Source organism: Sphingomonas alpina (assembly GCF_014490665.1).
Classification (GTDB): domain Bacteria; phylum Pseudomonadota; class Alphaproteobacteria; order Sphingomonadales; family Sphingomonadaceae; genus Sphingomonas; species Sphingomonas alpina.
Map to the genome: position 1 here is coordinate 1330229 of NZ_CP061038.1, position 18548 is coordinate 1348776.

At 63.0% G+C, this 18548-nt stretch carries 17 protein-coding genes; 14 read left to right on the forward strand and 3 right to left on the reverse strand.

Features of this window, described 5'->3' with window-relative positions:
- The first annotated feature begins 13 nt into the window (after positions 1–13).
- Positions 14–2485: a sensor histidine kinase gene (locus H3Z74_RS06145; RefSeq protein WP_229726924.1), complete on the forward strand. Its 2472-nt coding sequence runs from the start codon at positions 14–16 to the stop codon at positions 2483–2485.
- Positions 2486–2542: 57 nt separating this feature from the next.
- The gene (locus H3Z74_RS06150) at positions 2543–2932 is read left to right on the forward strand and encodes a response regulator (RefSeq protein ID WP_187763056.1); all 390 of its coding nucleotides are present in this window, start codon (positions 2543–2545) and stop codon (positions 2930–2932) included.
- On the opposite strand, the gene H3Z74_RS06155 is transcribed toward H3Z74_RS06150, so the two are convergent.
- Positions 2933–3769: a methyltransferase domain-containing protein gene (locus tag H3Z74_RS06155; protein ID WP_187763057.1), complete on the reverse strand. Its 837-nt coding sequence runs from the start codon at positions 3767–3769 to the stop codon at positions 2933–2935.
- Between the two features lie 43 nt (positions 3770–3812).
- On the opposite strand from H3Z74_RS06155, the gene H3Z74_RS06160 reads away from it, so the two are divergent.
- Genes H3Z74_RS06160 through H3Z74_RS06175 form a run of 4 tightly spaced genes read left to right on the forward strand, consistent with a single transcriptional unit; the run spans position 3813 to position 6091 of the window.
- A complete protein-coding gene (locus H3Z74_RS06160) occupies positions 3813–4544 on the forward strand; it encodes a ComF family protein (RefSeq protein WP_187763058.1) in 732 nt (243 codons plus the stop codon).
- A 31-nt stretch (positions 4545–4575) separates the two neighbouring features.
- On the forward strand, positions 4576–4833 hold the full coding sequence (gene grxC, locus H3Z74_RS06165) for a glutaredoxin 3 (protein WP_187763059.1): 258 nt from the start codon (positions 4576–4578) through the stop codon (positions 4831–4833).
- Positions 4830–5654, forward strand: coding sequence for a carbon-nitrogen hydrolase family protein (locus H3Z74_RS06170; RefSeq protein WP_187763060.1), 825 nt, complete (start codon positions 4830–4832; stop codon positions 5652–5654). Before grxC ends, H3Z74_RS06170 begins: the two co-directional genes overlap by 4 nt.
- On the forward strand, positions 5651–6091 hold the full coding sequence (locus tag H3Z74_RS06175) for a DUF1178 family protein (protein ID WP_187763061.1): 441 nt from the start codon (positions 5651–5653) through the stop codon (positions 6089–6091). The genes H3Z74_RS06170 and H3Z74_RS06175 overlap by 4 nt, the downstream gene beginning before the upstream one ends.
- On the opposite strand, the gene H3Z74_RS06180 is transcribed toward H3Z74_RS06175, so the two are convergent.
- Positions 6084–7025, reverse strand: coding sequence for a LysR substrate-binding domain-containing protein (locus H3Z74_RS06180; protein WP_187763062.1), 942 nt, complete (start codon positions 7023–7025; stop codon positions 6084–6086). The two genes, H3Z74_RS06175 and H3Z74_RS06180, sit on opposite strands and share 8 nt — an antisense overlap.
- Before the next feature lie 121 nt (positions 7026–7146).
- Here H3Z74_RS06180 and H3Z74_RS06185 point away from each other — a divergent pair, with 121 nt between their 5' ends.
- The 6 genes from H3Z74_RS06185 to H3Z74_RS06210 all read left to right on the forward strand — a co-directional run bounded on the left by H3Z74_RS06185 (position 7147) and on the right by H3Z74_RS06210 (position 12058).
- Positions 7147–8016, forward strand: a complete 870-nt coding sequence (locus H3Z74_RS06185; protein ID WP_187763063.1) for a pirin family protein — start codon at positions 7147–7149, stop codon at positions 8014–8016.
- A 117-nt stretch (positions 8017–8133) separates the two neighbouring features.
- Positions 8134–9036, forward strand: a complete 903-nt coding sequence (locus H3Z74_RS06190; RefSeq protein WP_187763064.1) for a pirin family protein — start codon at positions 8134–8136, stop codon at positions 9034–9036.
- The gene (locus tag H3Z74_RS06195; RefSeq protein ID WP_187763065.1) at positions 9033–9452 is read left to right on the forward strand and encodes an OsmC family protein; all 420 of its coding nucleotides are present in this window, start codon (positions 9033–9035) and stop codon (positions 9450–9452) included. The genes H3Z74_RS06190 and H3Z74_RS06195 overlap by 4 nt, the downstream gene beginning before the upstream one ends.
- Positions 9449–10009 carry an NADPH-dependent FMN reductase gene (locus tag H3Z74_RS06200; protein WP_187763066.1) on the forward strand — a complete coding sequence of 187 codons (561 nt, stop codon included), beginning with the start codon at positions 9449–9451 and terminating at the stop codon, positions 10007–10009. Before H3Z74_RS06195 ends, H3Z74_RS06200 begins: the two co-directional genes overlap by 4 nt.
- A complete protein-coding gene (locus tag H3Z74_RS06205; RefSeq protein WP_187763067.1) occupies positions 10006–10434 on the forward strand; it encodes an OsmC family protein in 429 nt (142 codons plus the stop codon). Before H3Z74_RS06200 ends, H3Z74_RS06205 begins: the two co-directional genes overlap by 4 nt.
- A 136-nt stretch (positions 10435–10570) precedes the next feature.
- Positions 10571–12058, forward strand: a complete 1488-nt coding sequence (locus H3Z74_RS06210; RefSeq protein ID WP_187763068.1) for a DUF4403 family protein — start codon at positions 10571–10573, stop codon at positions 12056–12058.
- Between the two features lie 23 nt (positions 12059–12081).
- Here the strand turns inward: H3Z74_RS06210 and H3Z74_RS06215 are convergent, their stop codons facing one another.
- The gene (locus H3Z74_RS06215) at positions 12082–13404 is read right to left on the reverse strand and encodes an alpha/beta hydrolase family protein (protein ID WP_187763069.1); all 1323 of its coding nucleotides are present in this window, start codon (positions 13402–13404) and stop codon (positions 12082–12084) included.
- A 637-nt stretch (positions 13405–14041) separates the two neighbouring features.
- On the opposite strand from H3Z74_RS06215, the gene H3Z74_RS06220 reads away from it, so the two are divergent.
- Both H3Z74_RS06220 and H3Z74_RS06225 read left to right on the forward strand, forming a co-directional pair.
- Positions 14042–16840 (forward strand): TonB-dependent receptor plug domain-containing protein, encoded by a 2799-nt coding sequence (locus H3Z74_RS06220; protein WP_187763070.1) that lies wholly within the window; start codon positions 14042–14044, stop codon positions 16838–16840.
- A 90-nt stretch (positions 16841–16930) separates the two neighbouring features.
- Positions 16931–18433, forward strand: a complete 1503-nt coding sequence (locus tag H3Z74_RS06225) for a serine hydrolase domain-containing protein (RefSeq protein ID WP_187763071.1) — start codon at positions 16931–16933, stop codon at positions 18431–18433.
- Positions 18434–18548 lie beyond the last annotated feature (115 nt).

Genomic DNA, 18548 nt, shown 5'->3' on the forward strand with positions numbered 1-18548 from the left:
GAACCGTAACGACATGACGGGGACACGCCTTCACGCACTGCTCCGGCATGTGCTGCTCATTCTGGCCCTGGCCGGGGTTGCTGCACCGCATTGTGCGGCGGCCCAGCCTGCCCATGCTGAAGCTGCCGGTGCCGGCACGCGATTCGACGTGATGATCGCCGAGGCCAAGGCGATGATGCTCGCCGATCCCGCCAAGACCATCGTCAAGGCAAAGCAAGCTGAAAAGGTTGCGGGCGTTCTGGCTGGGCCGCAGCGAAATGTCGGTATCGCCACCGCCCGCTGGTTGCAGGGCGAAGCGCATTTGCGACTGAATCAGATCGATGAGGCACGCCCCCTGATCAACAGTGCACTGGCCGCGCTCTCCGCCGAAAAGAAGCCGACCAAGCTGAAAGGCGATGTGCTGCTGTCGCGAGGCGGTCTGCACATGGCGACGACCGAGGTGTCGGCGGCGCTCGCCGATTATCAGCAGGCGCATAATATTTTCCGCGACAGCGGGGAGACGCGCAGCCGCGCGATCGCTCTGCTCAGTATCGCCGCGCTCTACCAGGAGGCCAAGGATTATCAGAACGCACTGAAATATTACGGGCAAGCACTCGACGTGTATCAGGGTGATCCGCAATTGCAGCTGTCGATCTACAACAATCGCGGCGAAGCGTTCAAGGAACTCGAACGCTATGACGAGGCCGAGGAACAGTTCCGCAAGGCGCTCGACCTGGCTAAAACCATGAACAGCCCCGGGCTTGAGGCGCAGATCATGCGCAACATCGCCCGCGGACAATTGGTCGCGAACAAGCTCGACGCAGCCGATGCGACAATCCGCGAGGGATGGAAGCTCGTCGATTCGGGCGACGCCGCCTCGAATGCGCAATTCGCCGCTGTCGCTGCTCAAGCGGCGTTGCAGCGGGGTCGTCTTGCCCAGGCACAGCAACTGATCGTCCGCAGCTTTGCCGGTGTTGATCCGGCGACCACCACCCTGTCATTTCGCGCCAATCATCAAACCGCGTACGACATATTCCGCAAATTGGGCCTGAATGACGCGGCCTTGACGCATCTCGAGGCACTGAGGCGGCTCGACGATCAGACGACCAAGCTTGCGACGTCGACCAACACTGCGCTGATGGCGGCGCGGTTCGACTATGCCAATCAAGAACTGCGTATCGCGAAGCTCAAAGCGGACGAGTTGCAGCGCAATATCGAGTTCGAACGCTCGCGCGCCGAAATGCAGCAATTCATCTTCATCGGCATTGCGCTGGTGACGCTGATCATTCTGTCGATGCTGGCCTATGGCATCGTTACCTTGCGGCGCAGCCGCAACGAGGTGCGGGCTGCCAATATCGATCTCGCCGCCACCAACGATGCTCTGGGCAAGGCGCTGGCCGCGAAGACCGAATTCCTCGCCACCACCAGCCATGAAATCCGCACGCCGCTCAACGGCATTCTCGGCATGACCCAGGTGATGCTTGCAGATCGCAAGCTCAGCGATCCGATGCGCGACCGGATCGGCGTCGTCCATAGCGCCGGCGTGACGATGCGCGCGCTGGTCGACGATATCCTCGACGTCGCCAAGATGGAAACCGGCAACATGACGATCGAGGCGGTCGCGCTCGATTTGAAAGCGACGCTGCGCGATGTCGCGCGGCTGTGGGAGGAACAGGCAAAGGGCAGGGGCATCGGCTTCACACTCGACCTCGATGCCGCGCCCAACTGGATCGAAGGCGATGCCGCCCGCCTGCGTCAGATCGTTTTCAACCTGTTGTCGAATGCATTGAAGTTCACCGAATCCGGCGCGGTGACGGTACGCGCTGCCGCGACCGGCGCAACGCTCGCGATCACCGTCAGCGATACCGGCATCGGCGTTCCTGCCGACAAGCAGGACATCATCTTCGAATCCTTCCGCCAGGTCGATGCCGGTACGACCCGCAAATTTGGCGGTACCGGGCTGGGCCTGACAATCTGCCGCAATCTCGCACGGGCCATGAACGGCGATGTTCGGGTCGAGAGCGTTTCCGGTTCGGGATCGTCCTTCACGCTCGAACTGCCGCTGGTGCTGGCGAATCCGCCCGAGGCGGTGGCGAGCGCGGCAAATGAAAAAGGCGCCCTGTTGATCGTCGATCGCAGCCCGATCACGCGCAGCATGTTGCGTGCATTGCTTGAAGCACGCGCCGGCACGGTGGTCTTTGCCGGCTCGGTCGAAGAGGCCGTGGAGCGGCTCGACGGCGGCGGGATCAGCCAAGTGCTGATCGACGACGCGACGGTAAAGGCCACCGGCGATGTCGATGCAGCATTGCGGGCGATTGCCCATGCCGCAGGCGATGCGCACACGTCCATATTATGGGCAGCGCCGGATGATGCGCAACGTGATCGCTTGATTGCATCCGGTGTGGATGCAATGGTGGCCAAGCCGATCGCTGGAGCGGCGTTGGCGGACTTGCTCTATCCTTTGGACGACAGGGCGCCGAGTTCGTCTGTGTCACGCGCCGCATAGGGTGAAAGAGGCAGAAACGATCATGTCGCGCACCGAATCGCTGACGGCCTTGCAGCCATGAACGTCCTCTTCATCGAAGACGATCAGATGAACCGTCGCGTCGTGGGCGACATGCTCGACGTTGCCGGGGCAACGATGACAGGCGCCGAAAGCGCTGAGATCGGCCTGAAGATGATCGATGAGAATGACTATGCGATCATCCTGGTCGATCTGCGTATGCCGGGCATGGATGGCCTCACCGCGATTCGGCACATTCGCGCCCGTAACGATGCCAAGGCTAGCTTGCCGATCATCGTGGTTACCGCGGACACCGCCATCGACCTGCGCGAACGCTGCCTCGCCGAAGGAGCGGATGAAGTGCTGTTCAAGCCGGTGGCGATGGATGCGCTGTTCGATGCGATGGGCCGGATCCTGGCCAAGGGGTCCGGCGACGGGATGATCGGCTGATCAATCGCGGCGATTGAGTGCCGCCGCCAGGGAGGTCGTGCCACTACCGCGCCGCGCCGGCTTCGGTTGCGATTCGTCGGGCGCCCAGCCGGTCAGAAAGACGATATCGAACCGCTCGCTGGTACGTCCATCGTCGTTGGCACGATCCGCAAAGCCCTGCGCAGCGCGCACCAGCGTGTCGCGGCGGAGCGGCGGCGTGCCCGGCAGCACATTGGTCGCCGCCATGCCGCGCAAGTCGCGGAACAAGCTCCAGATATCACGGTAGCGCACCGTCAATGTCTCGACGTCAGCGACGGGCAGCGCGAAACCCGCGCGCATCAGCAGGTCGCCCGCCGAGCGCACATCGACTTGCGGGTGGATCCGTGCCGCAGGTCGCTCGCCCTCCGCCTCGCGCAGCACGGCACGAAGCGTCGACAGGCTGTTGCCACCGGTAAATGCCGCCATGAACAATCCGTCGGGCCGCAACGCCCGACGCGCCAGCGCCAGCGCGCCGGGCAAGTCGCTGACAGTGTCCAGCGTCCCTGCCGCGACAATCAGGTCAAAGGAGGCATCGGGAAAGCTTGGCCGGTCTTCATCGGCCTGAATGCCCTGCGTCAGCTCTGCGAACACCGCGCCCGGGTCGCTTCTGACGACTTGCGCATCGGGCGGCGCTGCGAAGGCGCCATCGAAACAGCCGAGATCGAGTACGTCGGAAAAAGACCGCGTAACCGACTCCAGCCGCTCAGTGATCCCCTCGAGCATCGCCGCGCGCAGAAAATCATGTGCGGCAAAGTTCGGTGCGGCACGATCGCGGCGGCGGCGGCGGAGGTTGCGGTCGAAGATATCGGGTGGCGTCACGGCCGGGCTTGTGCCGTGCGCGCGGTGCCGCGACAAGGGGTGTGTGACACCGCTTGCGCCTTTCAGGTTCGCTGCCGGCCTGGCCTTGCCGCCGCGCTGCCCGGGATGCGGCGCGGTGACGATCGAGGATCATCGTTTCTGCGTCACCTGCTGGAGCGCGTTGCGTTTCCTCGGGCCGCCCTGGTGTGCCGGGTGCAATCTCCCGTTCGATTATGACAGGGGCGAGGGAGCGCTGTGCGCCGAATGCCACCGAGCACCGCCGCGCCACGCCGGGGTTCGCGCGGCTGTCGCCTATGGCGAGGTCTCGCGGACCGTCGCGCTGAAGCTGAAATATGGCGGCCGCACCGCCTATGCAGAAACCGTCGCGCGTCAGATGGCGCGGTTGATGCCGGCACAGGCCGATCTGCTCGTGCCTGTCCCGCTCCATCGCTGGCGGATCTGGTCGCGCGGCTATAACCAGGCGGCTTTGATCGCGACCGCATTGGCGCGGACGAGCGGCATCGCGGCGGATCTGACGATCCTGCATAGGATTCAGGCCACGCCGTCAATGCGCGGGCTGGGGCCGCGCGAACGCGAGAAGATGGTCGCTCGTGCTTTCCAGGTCGATTCTGCGCGCAAGGACAGCCTGCGCGGCAAGGCCGTGATCCTCGTCGATGACGTGCATACCAGTGGTGCGACCAGCGACAGCTGTTCACGGATGCTGCTCCGTGCCGGGGTCGCCAGCGTGACCATCTTGTGTTGGGCCCGGGTGCTCGATGCGACCCAGAGCGATTGACAAGCGGCCGGTCACACCACATTTCGGCGGTATGGCAAAAGTCGAAATCTATACCAAAGCCTTCTGTCCGTATTGCTCGCGGGCGATGAAGCTCCTGTCCGCCAAGCAAGCTGAGGTCGAGGAATTCGACATTACCATGGGCGGCCCGAAGCGCGCGGAGATGCTCGATCGTTCCAGTGGCCGCAGTACCGTTCCGCAGATCTTCATCGACGGCCGGCATGTCGGTGGATCGGACGAGCTTGCTGCGCTGGAGCGCGAAGGCAAGCTGGACGCGCTGCTGGCGGCATGAGGATTGCCGTGCTTCAGATGACCAGCGGGATCAATCCCGCGGTCAATGCAGCGACCCTGACGGATGGTATCGCACACGCGGCAGCGGGTGGCGCGAGCATGGCCTTCACGCCGGAAATGTCTGGCCTGATCGACCGAGATCGGGAACGTGGGGCCGGCAACATCACGACGGAGGACAGCGATCCGGTCCTTGCTGCGGTCCGGGCCGCCGCCGCCGAGCACCGTCTTTGGGTGCATCTCGGATCGCTGGCGGTGCGACGGGAGGACGGCAAGCTCGCCAATCGCGGTTTTGTGATTGATGACAAGGGCGCAATCCGGGCGCGCTACGACAAGCTTCACTTGTTCGATGTCGATCTGCCGACCGGCGAGAGCTGGCGCGAATCCGCGAATTACGGTGCCGGAGACAGCGCGTCGGTGGTGGAGACCCCGGCGGGCACGCTCGGCTTGTCGATCTGCTACGATCTGCGCTTTGCCGACCTGTACCGTGCGCTGAGCAATGCCGGCGCGACGCTGCTTGCCGTGCCGGCGGCCTTTACGCGTCCGACCGGCGCGGCACACTGGCATGTCCTGCTGCGCGCGCGCGCGATCGAGGCGGGGGCCTATGTCGTCGCGGCTGCCCAGACCGGCGTTCATGAAGATGGCCGTGCGACATTTGGTCATTCGCTGGTGATCGATCCCTGGGGTGAGGTCATACTCGACATGGGCGAGGAGCCCGGTCTGGGTTTTGCCGAGATCGATCCGGCGCGGGTTGTAGATGTGCGTGGCCGCATTCCGGTTCTGTCGCATCGCCGCGCTATTCCCGCCGTGACGGTTGCGCGATGATCGTCTTCGACCTGAAATGCGCCGGCGACCATGTCTTCGAAGCCTGGTTCGGATCGAGCTCGGCATTTGAGGAGCAACGCGAGCGCGGGCTGGTTTCCTGCCCTTATTGTGGTGCGACCGATGTGATCAAGGCCGCAATGGCGCCGAGTATTCCTGCCAAGAGCAACAGCCGGTCCATGCCCTCGACCCTCCCCACGCCCGAGGCGATGAAGGCAGCGTTCGAAGCACTTGCCGCGGCACAATCCAAGGCGCTGGAAACCTCGGAATGGGTTGGCCGCGCCTTTGCCGATCGCGCTCGCGCGATGCATGTCGGCGACGAGGCCTCAGGGCCGATTCACGGCCAATCCACCGCCGAGGAGGTCAGGGACCTGGTCGAGGAAGGCGTGCCGATCGCGCCGCTGCTCGTGCCGATCGTGCCGCCCGAGGCGATCAACTGACCATATCCGCGTCGAGATCGTGGAGAACGGGCCCGGCACTTTGACGCTGCCTGACGCATTCGTCGGCGAGAAACTCGATCAGCGCCCGTACTGAAGGAAGCAGGCCACGCCGTGAGGGAAACACGGCGTGGATGATGCCGGCGCGGGGGCGCCATTGCGGCAGGACATGGATGAGCCGGCCGGCCTCGACATCCTCCCAGATCATCAGCGTCGGAAGCTGGGCGATGCCGACACCCGCAATCGCCGCATCGCGCAGCACGGCCATATCGTCGGTGACGAGGCGCGGCCGGTGCGGCACGACCGCCGTTCGGCCATCGGCATGATGAAGCTGCCATTGATGGTCGCGATGCGGCGGCCCGAGATCAAGGCTTGGAAGATCATTGAGATCGGCCGGCGAGTGCAGCGCGCCGGACACCAATGCCGGACTGGCAACCAGGCATTGTGTGCTTTCGTCGAGACGCCGCATGATGAGGTCGCTTGGCTCTAGCGGCGGGAAACGCACCCGGATGGCGATGTCGAATCCTTCGGCGATGACATCCACCCGCCGATTGGTGCTTTCCAGGTGAAGTTCGACCGCCGGGTTTGCGACCAGGAAGCGCGAAACGATCGCACCGAACTGGAATGAGAGCAGCGCCGCCGGGCAACTCATGCGCACCACGCCGCGCGGTTCAGCGCGTACTTCGGCAATTACCTGCTCCGCTGCCTCCGCCTCGACCAGCACGGCGACACAGCGGTCATAATATTCACGGCCGATTTCGGTGACGGAGAAACGGCGGGAGGAACGGTTGAGCAGCCGCACGTCCAGCCGCTCCTCCAGCAATGCAATGCGGCGGCTGAGCTTCGATTTCTGGATATTGAGTGCGCGCCCGGCGGCCGCGAAACCACCATGATCGACCACTTGAACGAAGTAATAAAGATCATTCAGGTCCTGCATCGTCCTGTTTTTAGGACGATGTGTCGGATTTTGCAATCTTTTGGCACCATCGTCGCGGTGCTATTTCCACTCTAACAGCGATTGGCCCGTCAGAGAGGCGCGACCGCTTCGGAGAAATGTGATGAGCAAGAAGATTCTCGGCCGTTACGGCAATAATCGCGGCCATTGGGTGGGCGACGGCTTTCCGGTGCGCTCGCTCTTTTCGTATAACAGCCTGGGGACGCATATCAGTCCGTTCCTGCTGCTCGATTATGCCGGGCCGCATTATTTCGAACCGACCACCGATCGCCGCGGCGTCGGGCAGCATCCGCACCGCGGGTTCGAAACGGTCACCATCGTCTATGACGGCGAGGTCGAACACAGGGATTCGGCCGGCAATGGCGGCGTCATCGGTCCCGGGGACGTGCAATGGATGACGGCCGGTGGCGGTATCGTTCACGAGGAATATCATTCACCCGCCTTCGCCAAGACCGGCGGGCCATTCCGGATGGTGCAGCTATGGGTCAACCTGCCGGCGAAGGACAAGATGGCGCCCGGCGGCTATCAGGGAATCCTGAACGCCGATATCCCGGTCGTCGACCTGCCCGGCGGGGTCGGCAAGGCGCGCATCATTGCGGGCGAGTTCGGCGGCAGGAAGGGGCCTGCAAAGACCTTCACGCCGGTCAATCTCTGGGACCTGCGGCTCAATCGCGATGCGGATATCGTGCTGGATCTGCCGGAGGGGCATACCGCCATGCTGGTCGTGCTGACCGGCCATGTCACGGTGAATGCCGCCCATGCGGTCGGCGAGGCGGAAATGCTGCTGCTGAGCCGCGAGGGAGGCGATGTGGCGATCCATGCCGATGGCGATGCGATGCTGCTGGTGCTGACCGGGGAGCGGATCGACGAACCGATCGTCGGGCATGGCCCGTTCGTCATGAACAGCGAAGCGGAAATCCACCAGGCCGTGGACGATTTCAACAGCGGCCGGTTTACGCAACTGGCAGCCTGACCGTCCGAGTCCGGTTCCCTTCATCCGGGAACCGGATTCACCTCACCGCAATGATGTCACGCATTGCGATTATTCCGATATCATCAACAGCCAGCGCATGCCGGCGGGAGAATTGTCATGATCGAGATGGTGATCGACGAGCGTCGACGCAGCCTGGGCGGCGGACTGGAAGTGGGGCGTGTCCTGCCCTTTGCGAAACGGCGAATGGTCGGGCCGTTCGTGTTCTTCGACCATATGGGGCCGCTCGATCTTGCGCCTGGCATTGATCGCTCGCTGGACGTCCGTCCGCATCCGCATATCGGTCTTTCGACCGTCACCTATCTGTTTTCCGGCGAGATCATGCACCGCGACAGCATCGGTTCGGTGCTGCCGGTACGTCCGCAAGAGGTCAACTGGATGACCGCCGGGCGCGGGATCACGCACAGCGAGCGGTTCGAAAAGGCACGAGCGGAGGGCGATCGTCTGCACGGCATCCAGGCCTGGGTCGCACTGCCGCAAGCGGATGAGGAAACCGATCCTGCCTTCTCGCACCATGAGGGCGGCGACCTGCCGCAATGGAGCGATGCAGGCGTGCACGGCCAGCTCATTGCCGGCAGTGCCTATGGCCTGACAGCTGCAGTGCGGACGCACTCGCCCTTATTCTACGCCCATCTGGAGATGGAACCGGGGGCAATGGCCGAAATCCCGACCGATCATTCCGAGCGCGCACTCTATGTCGCGACCGGCGCAGTGGAGTTCGACGGCGCCGAATATACGGCCGGCAAGATGCTCGTGCTGGGGCGGGATGCATCAAAGGTACGAGCTACCAGGCATGCGACGGTGATGTTGCTGGGCGGCGAGCCGCTTGGCGAACGCTTCCTTTATTGGAACTTCGTATCCTCCTCGAAAGACCGGCTGGCGCAAGCCGCAGCCGACTGGAAGGCGGGGCGGATGAAGCTGCCCGATGCCGATGATCAGGAGTTCATTCCGCTCCCCGATCTTCCGCCGCCACCGGCCGGACCATCGGGAACGGCGCAATGACTCCGGGCAAGGATTATATATTGAGCAAGGTCGGTGCCGTGATCGGCTCGACGCCTTACGCAGTTGCAATCGACGCGGGGGATCACCGGCTGACCGCCGACGAGCCGGTGAAGCTGGGCGGGCAGGGCAAGGGGCCGGCACCGCTCGACTTGCTGCTCTCCGCGCTTGGCGCCTGTACCGCAGCGACGCTCAAAATATATGCCGAGCGCAAGACCTGGCCGTTAGAAGGGATTGACGTGGCGTTGACATTCATTCGCAACGATCAGGGGGACCGGATCGAGCGCAGGTTGCACGTGAAGGGACCGCTCGATGTTGCCCAGCGCGCGAAACTGGCCGATGTCGCGGAGCGGACGCCGGTGACGTTGGTCATCAGGAACGGCGTCCCGATCGAAACTGAACTGATGGAGGGGCAGTGACGCGCATCATCGGCATCGCCGGCAGCCTCAGGCGCCAGTCGTTCAATCTGGGGCTGTTGCGTGCCGCGGCGGAGCTGATGCCCGATGGCGCGACGCTTGAGGTCCACACCATCAACGACATCCCGCTCTATAATGCCGATGTGGAAGTGGCCGAGGGGCTGCCGCGCGCGGTGACCGATCTCAAGGATAAGATTGCCGCGGCCGATGGGCTGCTGCTGGCGACCCCTGAATACAACAATGGCATTCCCGGCGTATTCAAGAACAGCATCGACTGGCTGTCCCGCCCGGCGAGCGATATCGGCCGGGTGTTCGGTGCGAAACCCGTCGCGGTGATCGGGGCGTCGCCGGGCGGGTTCGGCACGATATTGGCGCAGAATGCCTGGCTCGGCGTGCTGCGTACGCTCGGCACCAAGCCTTGGTTCGAGGGACGCCTGCTTGCTGCGCGCGCCGGCGGATCGTTCGATGCCGAAGGGCGGCTGACCGACGATGCCGTTCGCGAAAAGCTCGCCGGGTTCGTCGCCGGCTTCGTTGCATTCATCGAGGAGGGCAGATCATGAGTGACCTTGTCAGCGTCAGTGTCACCGAGACAGGAGAGAGCCCGTTTGCTGTCCGGATCGTGACAGGCGGTCATATCGTCGTCGGTGACGAGCCAGCATCGATGGGGGGCGCCGATCTCGGTCCGTCACCCTATCAGCTGCTCACCGCCGCGCTGGGCGAATGTACCGCAATGACCGTGCGCTGGTTTGCGCGCCAGCGCCAATGGCCGGTGGACCATATCGCGGTGGATGTGACGCACCGGAAAGGCGCGGTCGAGGGCAGGGCGGGCATGGTCGACATCTTCCACAAGACGGTCCGGATCCGGGGCGCTGCGCTGACCGAAGAGCAGCATGAGCGGCTGATCGATGTTGCCGCGAAATGCCCGGTACACAGGACGCTCGAGGGAGGATCGTCGATCGCTACAGTGGCTGACCGGGTGGGATAGAGTTGCACCTCAAAGCAATGGCGCATGGATTGTTAAGTCAATAATGGTGTAGTGTCAGCCAGTTGGGCGACAGGATCACGATCACTCCATGATTGAGACTTCGAATTCGAATCCCGGTCTTGATCGCGACGGGGCCATGATATTGGGACACCTCCTCCGATTCCGGCGGACATTCGTACTGGGCCTGGCACTGCTGTCGGCCTCCTGCAGCAGCACGACCGGCAATCCCGCACCCCCGAAGAATCAATCGCCGGCGGAGTTGCCGCAGCAGACGTCGACCATCGTCGTCCCGATCAGCGTCGGGCTCGCCGATCTGGAAGCGGGCCTCAACCAGCGCACGCCGCAGACCCTGTGGAAGATCGACGAATTCGTGCCGAGTTGCGTGCCGGCTCAGCGCTTGAAGGTGTTCGGCAAGAAGCTGAAAGTCACGCCGACCCTGCACTGCCGGATCGCCGGGCAAGTGACGCGCGGGCGGATCAGCCTGAGCGGCAGCGGCGATGTGCTCACGATCACCATGCCGATCCGCGCCGCAATCAGCGCGAAGAATGTCGGCGGCATCATCAAGCAGGAAACGGCGACCGGCGCCGCCATCGTCCGGGCGCAGGCGAAACTGTCGGTCGATCGGCGCTGGTCGCCGGTGGCGAAGGTCAACATCGCCTATGACTGGACCGATCCACCCGGCATCGATTTCCTCGGCCAGAGGATCCGTTTCACCAGCAAGGCCGACGCCAAGCTGAAGTCGGTGGTCGCCAACCTCGAGCGCGATCTGCCCAAGGAGCTTGCCAAACTCCGCATGCACGATCGTTTGCAGGGCCTGTGGAAACAGGGCTTCGCCTCGATCCTGCTCAACCGCGAGCGCCCGCCGGTCTGGATGCGGGTAACGCCGCGCGAGCTGGGCTTCGAAGGGTATCGCGTCTCCGGCCGCACGCTCGAAATGACCCTCGCGGCGCAGGCCCTGACCGAGACGTTCGTGGGTGATCGTCCGGCTGACCCAACGCCCACGCCGTTGCCGCCGCCATCACCCCGTTATGGATCCAAGGGCCTGCGCTTCTTCATTCCGGTTCTCGCGGACTATGCGCAGCTTGAGCCGGTGGTCGAACGCGCGCTGGTGAGGCGGGCAAAGAAGGGGATCAGTCTGACCGGCATCGGGCCGGTCGATGCGGAATTCGGCAAGGTGACCATCTATGCCACGGATGGCGGCCGTCTGGCGGTCGGAATACAGGCCAAGGTCCAGCAGCGCAGCGGCATCCGCGCTACTACCAGCGGCGTGATCTGGCTGTCCGCCATTCCCTATAATGAGACGAATTCACAGCGGGTGCTGGTCCGCGACCTGAAGATCGCCGGGCAGGCCGACAGTCGTGTCGTCAACCTGTTGTTCTCGCTGTTCGAGGATCCGTCGGTCCTGGAGGGGATACGCGCATCGTTGACGCATGATTTTGGCGGCGATTATCAGAAGGTCCTCCTCGCGGCGCGGAAAGCGATTGCCGGCCACCGCGAAGGCGATTTCGTGTTTGCCGCCAATGTGTCCACCGTGACGAACGGAACCCTGAAGGTCACGGGCGAGGGATTGTTCATGCCGGTCCAAGCCAGCGGGCAGGCCAGCATTTCCTACAAGCCGCGCTAGTTCGCCGGGTACCGGCGGTTGGCTCAGATATATTCGTCGATCCAGTCGAACAGTCGGTGGTCGCTCACCGCGGCCGCGCCCTCCTGGCAATGCAGCAGGCCCGTATCCTCGGCCTCGAACAGCATGAAGGTCTTGGGGCAGCGCAGCGCGTCATAGAGCTGCCGCGCCTGGCCGACGCTGGTGGTCTCGCCGCTGCCGTCCATCACGAGCGTGCGTGCCTTGATCCTGCGAACCGAGTCGACATTTGAATATCGCCGGAGTTCGAAGAGCAGTGCCGATGGCGATCCGACGCCGTGCTTGGCCATGGCATCGCGCATGAACCAGCGAATGAGCTGCTGCTGATCCATCAGAGCGCGTATTTCGCGATCGAAGCGTGCGGGATCGCTGTCCAGCAGAGGCAGCAATTCCGGAATATAGATCTCGAGCTGCTCGAAGGTCGATGCGCCCCAATCGAGAACGCCGGGATTGGCGACGATCAGCTTGATGCGATGCTCGAACGCCGCGGCGCGCGGCACGAGTGCGCCGCCCATGCTCCAGCCGAGCAAGCCAATCCGCTTCCGGTCGACCCCGGCGATCCGCTCGGCAAAGTCGATCATCGGCGAGACGACGCGTTCCCAGTCATGGCGGAATGGCAAACCCTGCGCCCGCAATGCCATGCCCTGGCCGGGGCTGTGCACGAACAGGGCATGATAGCCGCGCTCGAGCGCATCGTCGCAGATGTGCTTGCTCGCTTCCGGCCAGGCGTCGCGGCCCTGTTGCAGGATGATGAGTGGCGCATCGCCGCGTGCGCGTGGCGAGCGCAGGAAATAGCCGGGCAAGGCAGTGTTTTCATAGGGTATCTGTACTGGCTGTGCCGGCCAGCGCAGCAATCGCACTGCCTGGCGATAGGCGTCGGACGAACGCTGGGCCGCGTCGCGATTGCTGGAGTGACTGGGCTCCGGATGGTGCATGACCACCTGGCGGTAATAGGTCGCGGCACGCAGATAGGCTTTGCCGGCGCTTGTCCGACGATCCTGCTGCTCGCTCGCCCGGGCCGTTCGCTCGACGCGCTGCGCCGTGTTCATCCATTCGCGTGGCCAGCTCCAATCGTCGGTGCCGTCGATCCGGACTCCGGTATCGAGGACTTCGCCGATGTCGGCGCTTCCCGAATAGGTGGTTCCGAGTGCATGCAGGAGCTGGCTGTTCATCACGCCGTCCTCGAACAGCCCCAGATCATACCAGGGCGATCGGGGAGTCTTTCTGGCTTGCCATCCCGGCGCCGCGATGGTGGCGCGGTCGGCGTTGAACAGCGCCACCGCAAGCCCCGCGGCCTGGATGAGTCGCCTGCGTTCGATCGGTGTTGCCATGTCTCTGTTTCTCCGTGCGGGTTGCCGGCAAGCTAGCGACCGCGTCGCGCGAGCGGATAACGCGGGGGTTTCAAGAGATGACGAAATGTGACCATCTCCGCTGTTCCGCCAAAAAATAAAAAACCACCCCTGTTAAGTTGGATTTCCGGTCCGGATTTCTGTTTGATTTTCAGGTGCTTATGCCTTTTTACCGCTGTTATGAATAACAGGGGTCGGCTAAGGCGTAACAGCGGTCGAACAGCGGTCGAACAGCGGGGTTCGATCGGCCGATTGTCTTCATCATGAGAAAGAGCGCGGCGGAAACCCGGTCAGGGTCTCGTCCGGTGCGACCCTGCCATGAGCGATATAGACCTTGAATCAGTCGCGAGGCGTTCGGGTCAGCGGCTTGGGCAACCTGTCGCTCGTTCGCGGCCGGGTCGGCGAGGCGGGTCTAAGGACCGAAGGATTTTTGTCTCACTTGAGATTAAAACGCCCATTCAGGATTAAATTCTCTTGTCGGGAGTATAAAAGCGTGATTTGTCTCGGATGCGCACTGAATGCGGCCGGGCTGGCCGAAAATGAGGAATCGATCCTCCAAAGAACCCGCGAGCCACGAGGCTGGCAGGCAGCCCGTCGAGACAAAAAAAGGGGAAGAGGGATGAAAATCGAACGGATTCTATGCTGTGCGACGTCGGCAATTGCCTTGATGTACAGCAGCGGTGCCCTGGCTCAGGCAACAACCGCGCCGCAGACCGCCGACACACCTGCCGAACAGGCCGGTATCGAGCCAGCCGGTGCTGAGGCTGGGGACGATGGCCGGGAAATCATCGTCACCGGGTCGCGCATTCGTCGCGACGGTTTCGATCAACCCACGCCCACCACGGTGCTCGGTGATGTCGAACTGCGGCAGGGCGCGCGCGCCAATATCCAGCAAGTCTTGAACGATCAGCCGCAATTTCGCGCGACGGTGACGCCGCAGGTCTCGAACGGCAACACTTCGACCGGTACGGCGCCGGTCGATCTGCGCGGCCTTGGCATCAATCGCACGCTGACTCTGGTCAACGGACGGCGTTTCGTCGGCGATAACAATCTGAACTTCGTGCCGACCGGCCTGATCGAGCAGGTTCAGGTCGTGACGGGCGGTGCATCTGCGGCCTGGGGGTCGGGCGCGGTCGCCGGCGTGGTCAACCTTATCCTCAAGGACGATCTGCAAGGCGTAACGGTCGGCGCGCAGAGCGGCATTTCATCGCGCGGCGACGGCATGCGGTATGGTTTCGATGCCAGCTTCGGCACAAAATTCGCGGGTGGCAACGGCCATTTCATGATCGGCGGCGAGTATCTCAAGGATGAGGGGATCTTCGATCGCAATTCGCGGCGCAATCTGGGCAGCGCCGGGATCGTGCGGGTCAATCCGACCAGTCTGACCGATTTGTCGACGCGCCTGACGCGTGACGTGAATTACGGCAATATCAGCCGGGATGGCCTGATCACGACCGGCGTTCTGGCTGGTCAGAACTTCGGCAGCGATGGCGTGCTGCGTCCATTTCGCGGTGGTACCCCGCTCGGCGCCGGAGCCTTTCCGGGCCAGATGATCGGTGGCGCCGACGGTGTTGGCCTATATGACGATGTCAGCGCCTCGACGCCGTTCGACCGGCTCAACATCTATGGCCGGGCGAGCTATGATCTGGGTGGGGCGACGATCTGGGTCGATGGGACCTATGGGCGATCGACCAGCAATGCGCGATTCCTGACCGATTTCATCGTTCCGCCGCTGACGATTTCGGCAACCAACCCATTCCTGTCGGCGGCAGTGCGCAACCAGCTGGCGGCGGCGGGCGAGACCAGCTTCACGCTCGGCCGTATGTTCAGCGATGTCCTGTCGATGAGGTTCAATACCAAGCGTGAGAATTGGGAAGGCGCGTTCGGCATCAACGGCGACCTCGGCAAGTTCAAATATCGTGCGCATTACAGCCATGGCGAGATTCACGAGAATGAACGGCTCGAGAATTCGCGGATCGACGCCAACTTCACCAATGCGCTGGACGCCGTGTCGAGCGGCGGCAAGATCGTCTGTGCGATCAACGCCGATGCAATTACCACCAATGACGACCCGGCGTGCCGCCCGCTCAATCCGTTCGGTCGCTACAACGCCTCGGCCGAGGCAGTGGATTACGTCACGGGGACGCAGCAGCAATTGACGACGACGAAACTGGATTCGGTGGCGGCCGAAATACAGGGCGACCTTTTCTCGCTCTGGGCCGGCCCGGTTACTCTGGTTGTCGGCGGCGAAGCGCGCTGGTCGAGCATCTCATCCACGCGCAACGCCGATGCGGTGGCCGGCATTTTCAGCCTGCCGGTTTATACCAGCGACCTGAAGGGCAGCTTCAACGTGAAGGAAGCCTTTACCGAGGTTTCCTTCCCGGTGATCGACGCCGAGGGTGTGGCGAAAGTCGAGCTTAACGGCGCGGCGCGCTATTCGGATTACAGCAATAGCGGCGGTATCTGGTCCTGGAAGGCCGGCGGCACCGCACGGCTGTTCAATGACCTGTTGCTGCGCGTGACGCGTTCGCGTGACATCCGGTCGCCCGATATCAATGAATTGTTCAGCGTCCGGAACATCAATGTCGGCGCGCTGGTCGATCAGGACAGTGCCGGCCGGGTGGCAATTCCCGGCTATAATGCGACGCCGCAGGCGGTGACCACCTATAGCGGCGGGAACCCGGACCTGGTGCCCGAAGTCAGCAAGGGCTGGACCGCCGGCATAACCTATTCGCCGTCCTTCTTTCGCGGCTTCAGCCTGGCGGTCGACTATTACGATGTGAACATCAACGGCGCGATCACCACCCTGACCGCATCGAGCCTGACACTTGCCTGTTCGAAGGGGAATACGGCCGCGTGCAACTCGATCATCCGCAACCCGACGACCCAGACGGTCGAAACGGTGTTCTCCAATTCGCAGAACATCGCCAGCTTCTCGACCCGCGGCGTCGACATCGAAGCATCCTATGTGCTGCCCTTGTCCAGGGTCAGCAGCAGCATGGGCGGTACGCTGCGAATGCGTGCGCTGGCGACCTATATCGACAGCTTCATCTTCGACACGGGCGTCACCCGGGTCGATAGTGCGGGCAGTGTTGGCGACGCGACGGCCAACGGCGTTCCCAAATGGCGTGGCACGCTCGGCCTGACCTATCAGGATAACATCGTCGGGTTCGATGCCCGGGTGCGCTATGTCGATGGCGGGCTGTATAATCGCGCGCTGACCACGCTGGTGAACAACAAGATCGCGTCGCGGACCTATCTCGATCTCGGCGCGCAGTTCAAGGTGATGGACCGCTTCACCCTGTTCGGCAACGTCAACAATGTGTTCGACGCGCCGCCGCCGATCACCACCGCCGGCAACCCGCATTACGATATTGTCGGCACCTATTTCACCGCCGGCGTGCGCGTGAAATTCTGATCGAGCAAGGAAGCGCTGCCGCTTCGACCGGGGCGGCGGCGCATCCTGTCAAACCCTGAAGATCGACCGCATCACAATGGAGTGGCGGACATGATGAAATACAGCCCGAAAACCCTGACCGCCGGCGCCCTGCTGGCGATCGCGCCGCTCACCGTGACGGCGGCGCCACTCGCCGCGAAAACCCCCGCCGTCAAAGCGAATCGCGCTGCCGCGGCGGTGGCGATCAGTCCGGTCAGCCTGGCGGCGCTACCCAGCTTTATCGATGGCGTGATGGCCGAACAGATCGCTACGCGCGAAGTGGCAGGGGGCGTGGTGACCATCGTCTACAAGGGCAAGGTGCTGCTTTCGCGGGGCTATGGCTATGCCAATGTCGACAAGCGCATCCCGGTCGATCCTGCGCGCACGCTGTTCCGGCCGGGATCGGTGTCGAAACTGTTCACCTGGACTGCGCTGATGCAGCAGGTGGAGCAGGGTAAGGTCGATCTCGACGCCGATGTGAATACCTATCTCGACTACAAGATTCCTGCCCTTGGATCGACGCCGATCCGGGTGCGCGACCTGTTTCAACATACACCCGGGATGAGCGATATCGGGGGCATCACGGCGGAGAATGTAGGCAAGCTGGTGCCGTATCGCGACTGGATGAAAGCGCACATCCCGGCGCGAGTATGGGCGCCGGGCACCGAGATTTCCTATTCCAACTATGGCGCTGCACTGGCCGGCTATATCGTCGAGCGCGTCTCGGGCGAGCCCTATCCCGATTACGTCGAGAAGCACATCTTTCGTCCGCTCGGCATGATGACGACCACCTTTCGCGAGCCGCTGACCGGCGCGATGCGGGACCATATGGCGACGGGGTACGAGGTGAAGGACGGGCGTCTCCTGGCTACACCATTCGAATATTACAGCCTGATCATGCCGGCCGGATCGGCCTCGGCGACCGCACCCGACATGGCGCGCTTCATGCTCGCCATGCTCAACAAGGGGCAGCTTGGCACGGCGCGGATCCTGACCCCGGCATCGGTCGCGTTCCTGGAGAGCAATTCATTCGCCAATGCCCCGCACCTTGCCGGGATGGCGCATGGTTTCATGGTTCACCGCGAAGCCGGGCCGCGCCTGGTCGGACATGGCGGCAACACCCAGGATTTCCACTCCAACCTGACCATCGCCCCGGCCGCCGATTTCGGCTTCTTCGTGTCGTTCACCGGCGGGACCGGAAGCTATCTCGGGCGCACCGAATTGAGCGATGCGATCATCGGAAAAGTCTTTCCGCAAAAGCCCGCACCGCGCTGGACCGGCAGCGAGAAGCGGCCGCCTCTCGGCGGCTATCGCAGCAATCGCCGCGATTATGCCGAGGCGGCTCAACCGGAATATGATCTGAAGATCTCAATGCCGGCGGATCATATCGTCACAGTCGAGAATAGCGGGCGCAAGACGTCCTGGGAGCAGGTCGGCCCCGGCTTGTATGAACTGGTCACCGGCGCGCGCGATGGTGGGCCCTATGACCGGCTGGAGTTCTACGGCACGAACGCGGACCCGCGGCTGTCGTTCGGCTCGCAACCGCATGTGACCTATCATTTCGTGAAGCCCTGAGTTCAGAGCGTTTTCGAATTCAGTTAGTCCGTCCCCTCCGTTCGTTTCGAGCGAAGTCGAGAAACTATGCGCAGCATTTGTGGCATGTTTCTCGACTTCGCTCGAAACGAACGGA

Excerpts from the sequence above, each read along its gene's own strand:
- H3Z74_RS06170 (WP_187763060.1), top strand. The coding sequence starts at position 4,830 with ATGAGGATTGCCGTGCTTCAGATGACCAGCGGGATCAATCCCGCGGTC.
- H3Z74_RS06180 (WP_187763062.1), bottom strand. The coding sequence starts at position 7,025 with ATGCAGGACCTGAATGATCTTTATTACTTCGTTCAAGTGGTCGATCAT.
- H3Z74_RS06195 (WP_187763065.1), top strand. The coding sequence starts at position 9,033 with ATGACTCCGGGCAAGGATTATATATTGAGCAAGGTCGGTGCCGTGATC.
- H3Z74_RS06175 (WP_187763061.1), top strand. The coding sequence starts at position 5,651 with ATGATCGTCTTCGACCTGAAATGCGCCGGCGACCATGTCTTCGAAGCC.
- H3Z74_RS06150 (WP_187763056.1), top strand. The coding sequence starts at position 2,543 with ATGAACGTCCTCTTCATCGAAGACGATCAGATGAACCGTCGCGTCGTG.
- H3Z74_RS06220 (WP_187763070.1), top strand. The coding sequence starts at position 14,042 with ATGAAAATCGAACGGATTCTATGCTGTGCGACGTCGGCAATTGCCTTG.
- H3Z74_RS06205 (WP_187763067.1), top strand. The coding sequence starts at position 10,006 with ATGAGTGACCTTGTCAGCGTCAGTGTCACCGAGACAGGAGAGAGCCCG.
- H3Z74_RS06215 (WP_187763069.1), bottom strand. The coding sequence starts at position 13,404 with ATGGCAACACCGATCGAACGCAGGCGACTCATCCAGGCCGCGGGGCTT.
- H3Z74_RS06210 (WP_187763068.1), top strand. The coding sequence starts at position 10,571 with ATGATATTGGGACACCTCCTCCGATTCCGGCGGACATTCGTACTGGGC.
- H3Z74_RS06145 (WP_229726924.1), top strand. The coding sequence starts at position 14 with ATGACGGGGACACGCCTTCACGCACTGCTCCGGCATGTGCTGCTCATT.
- H3Z74_RS06185 (WP_187763063.1), top strand. The coding sequence starts at position 7,147 with ATGAGCAAGAAGATTCTCGGCCGTTACGGCAATAATCGCGGCCATTGG.
- grxC (WP_187763059.1), top strand. The coding sequence starts at position 4,576 with ATGGCAAAAGTCGAAATCTATACCAAAGCCTTCTGTCCGTATTGCTCG.
- H3Z74_RS06190 (WP_187763064.1), top strand. The coding sequence starts at position 8,134 with ATGATCGAGATGGTGATCGACGAGCGTCGACGCAGCCTGGGCGGCGGA.
- H3Z74_RS06225 (WP_187763071.1), top strand. The coding sequence starts at position 16,931 with ATGATGAAATACAGCCCGAAAACCCTGACCGCCGGCGCCCTGCTGGCG.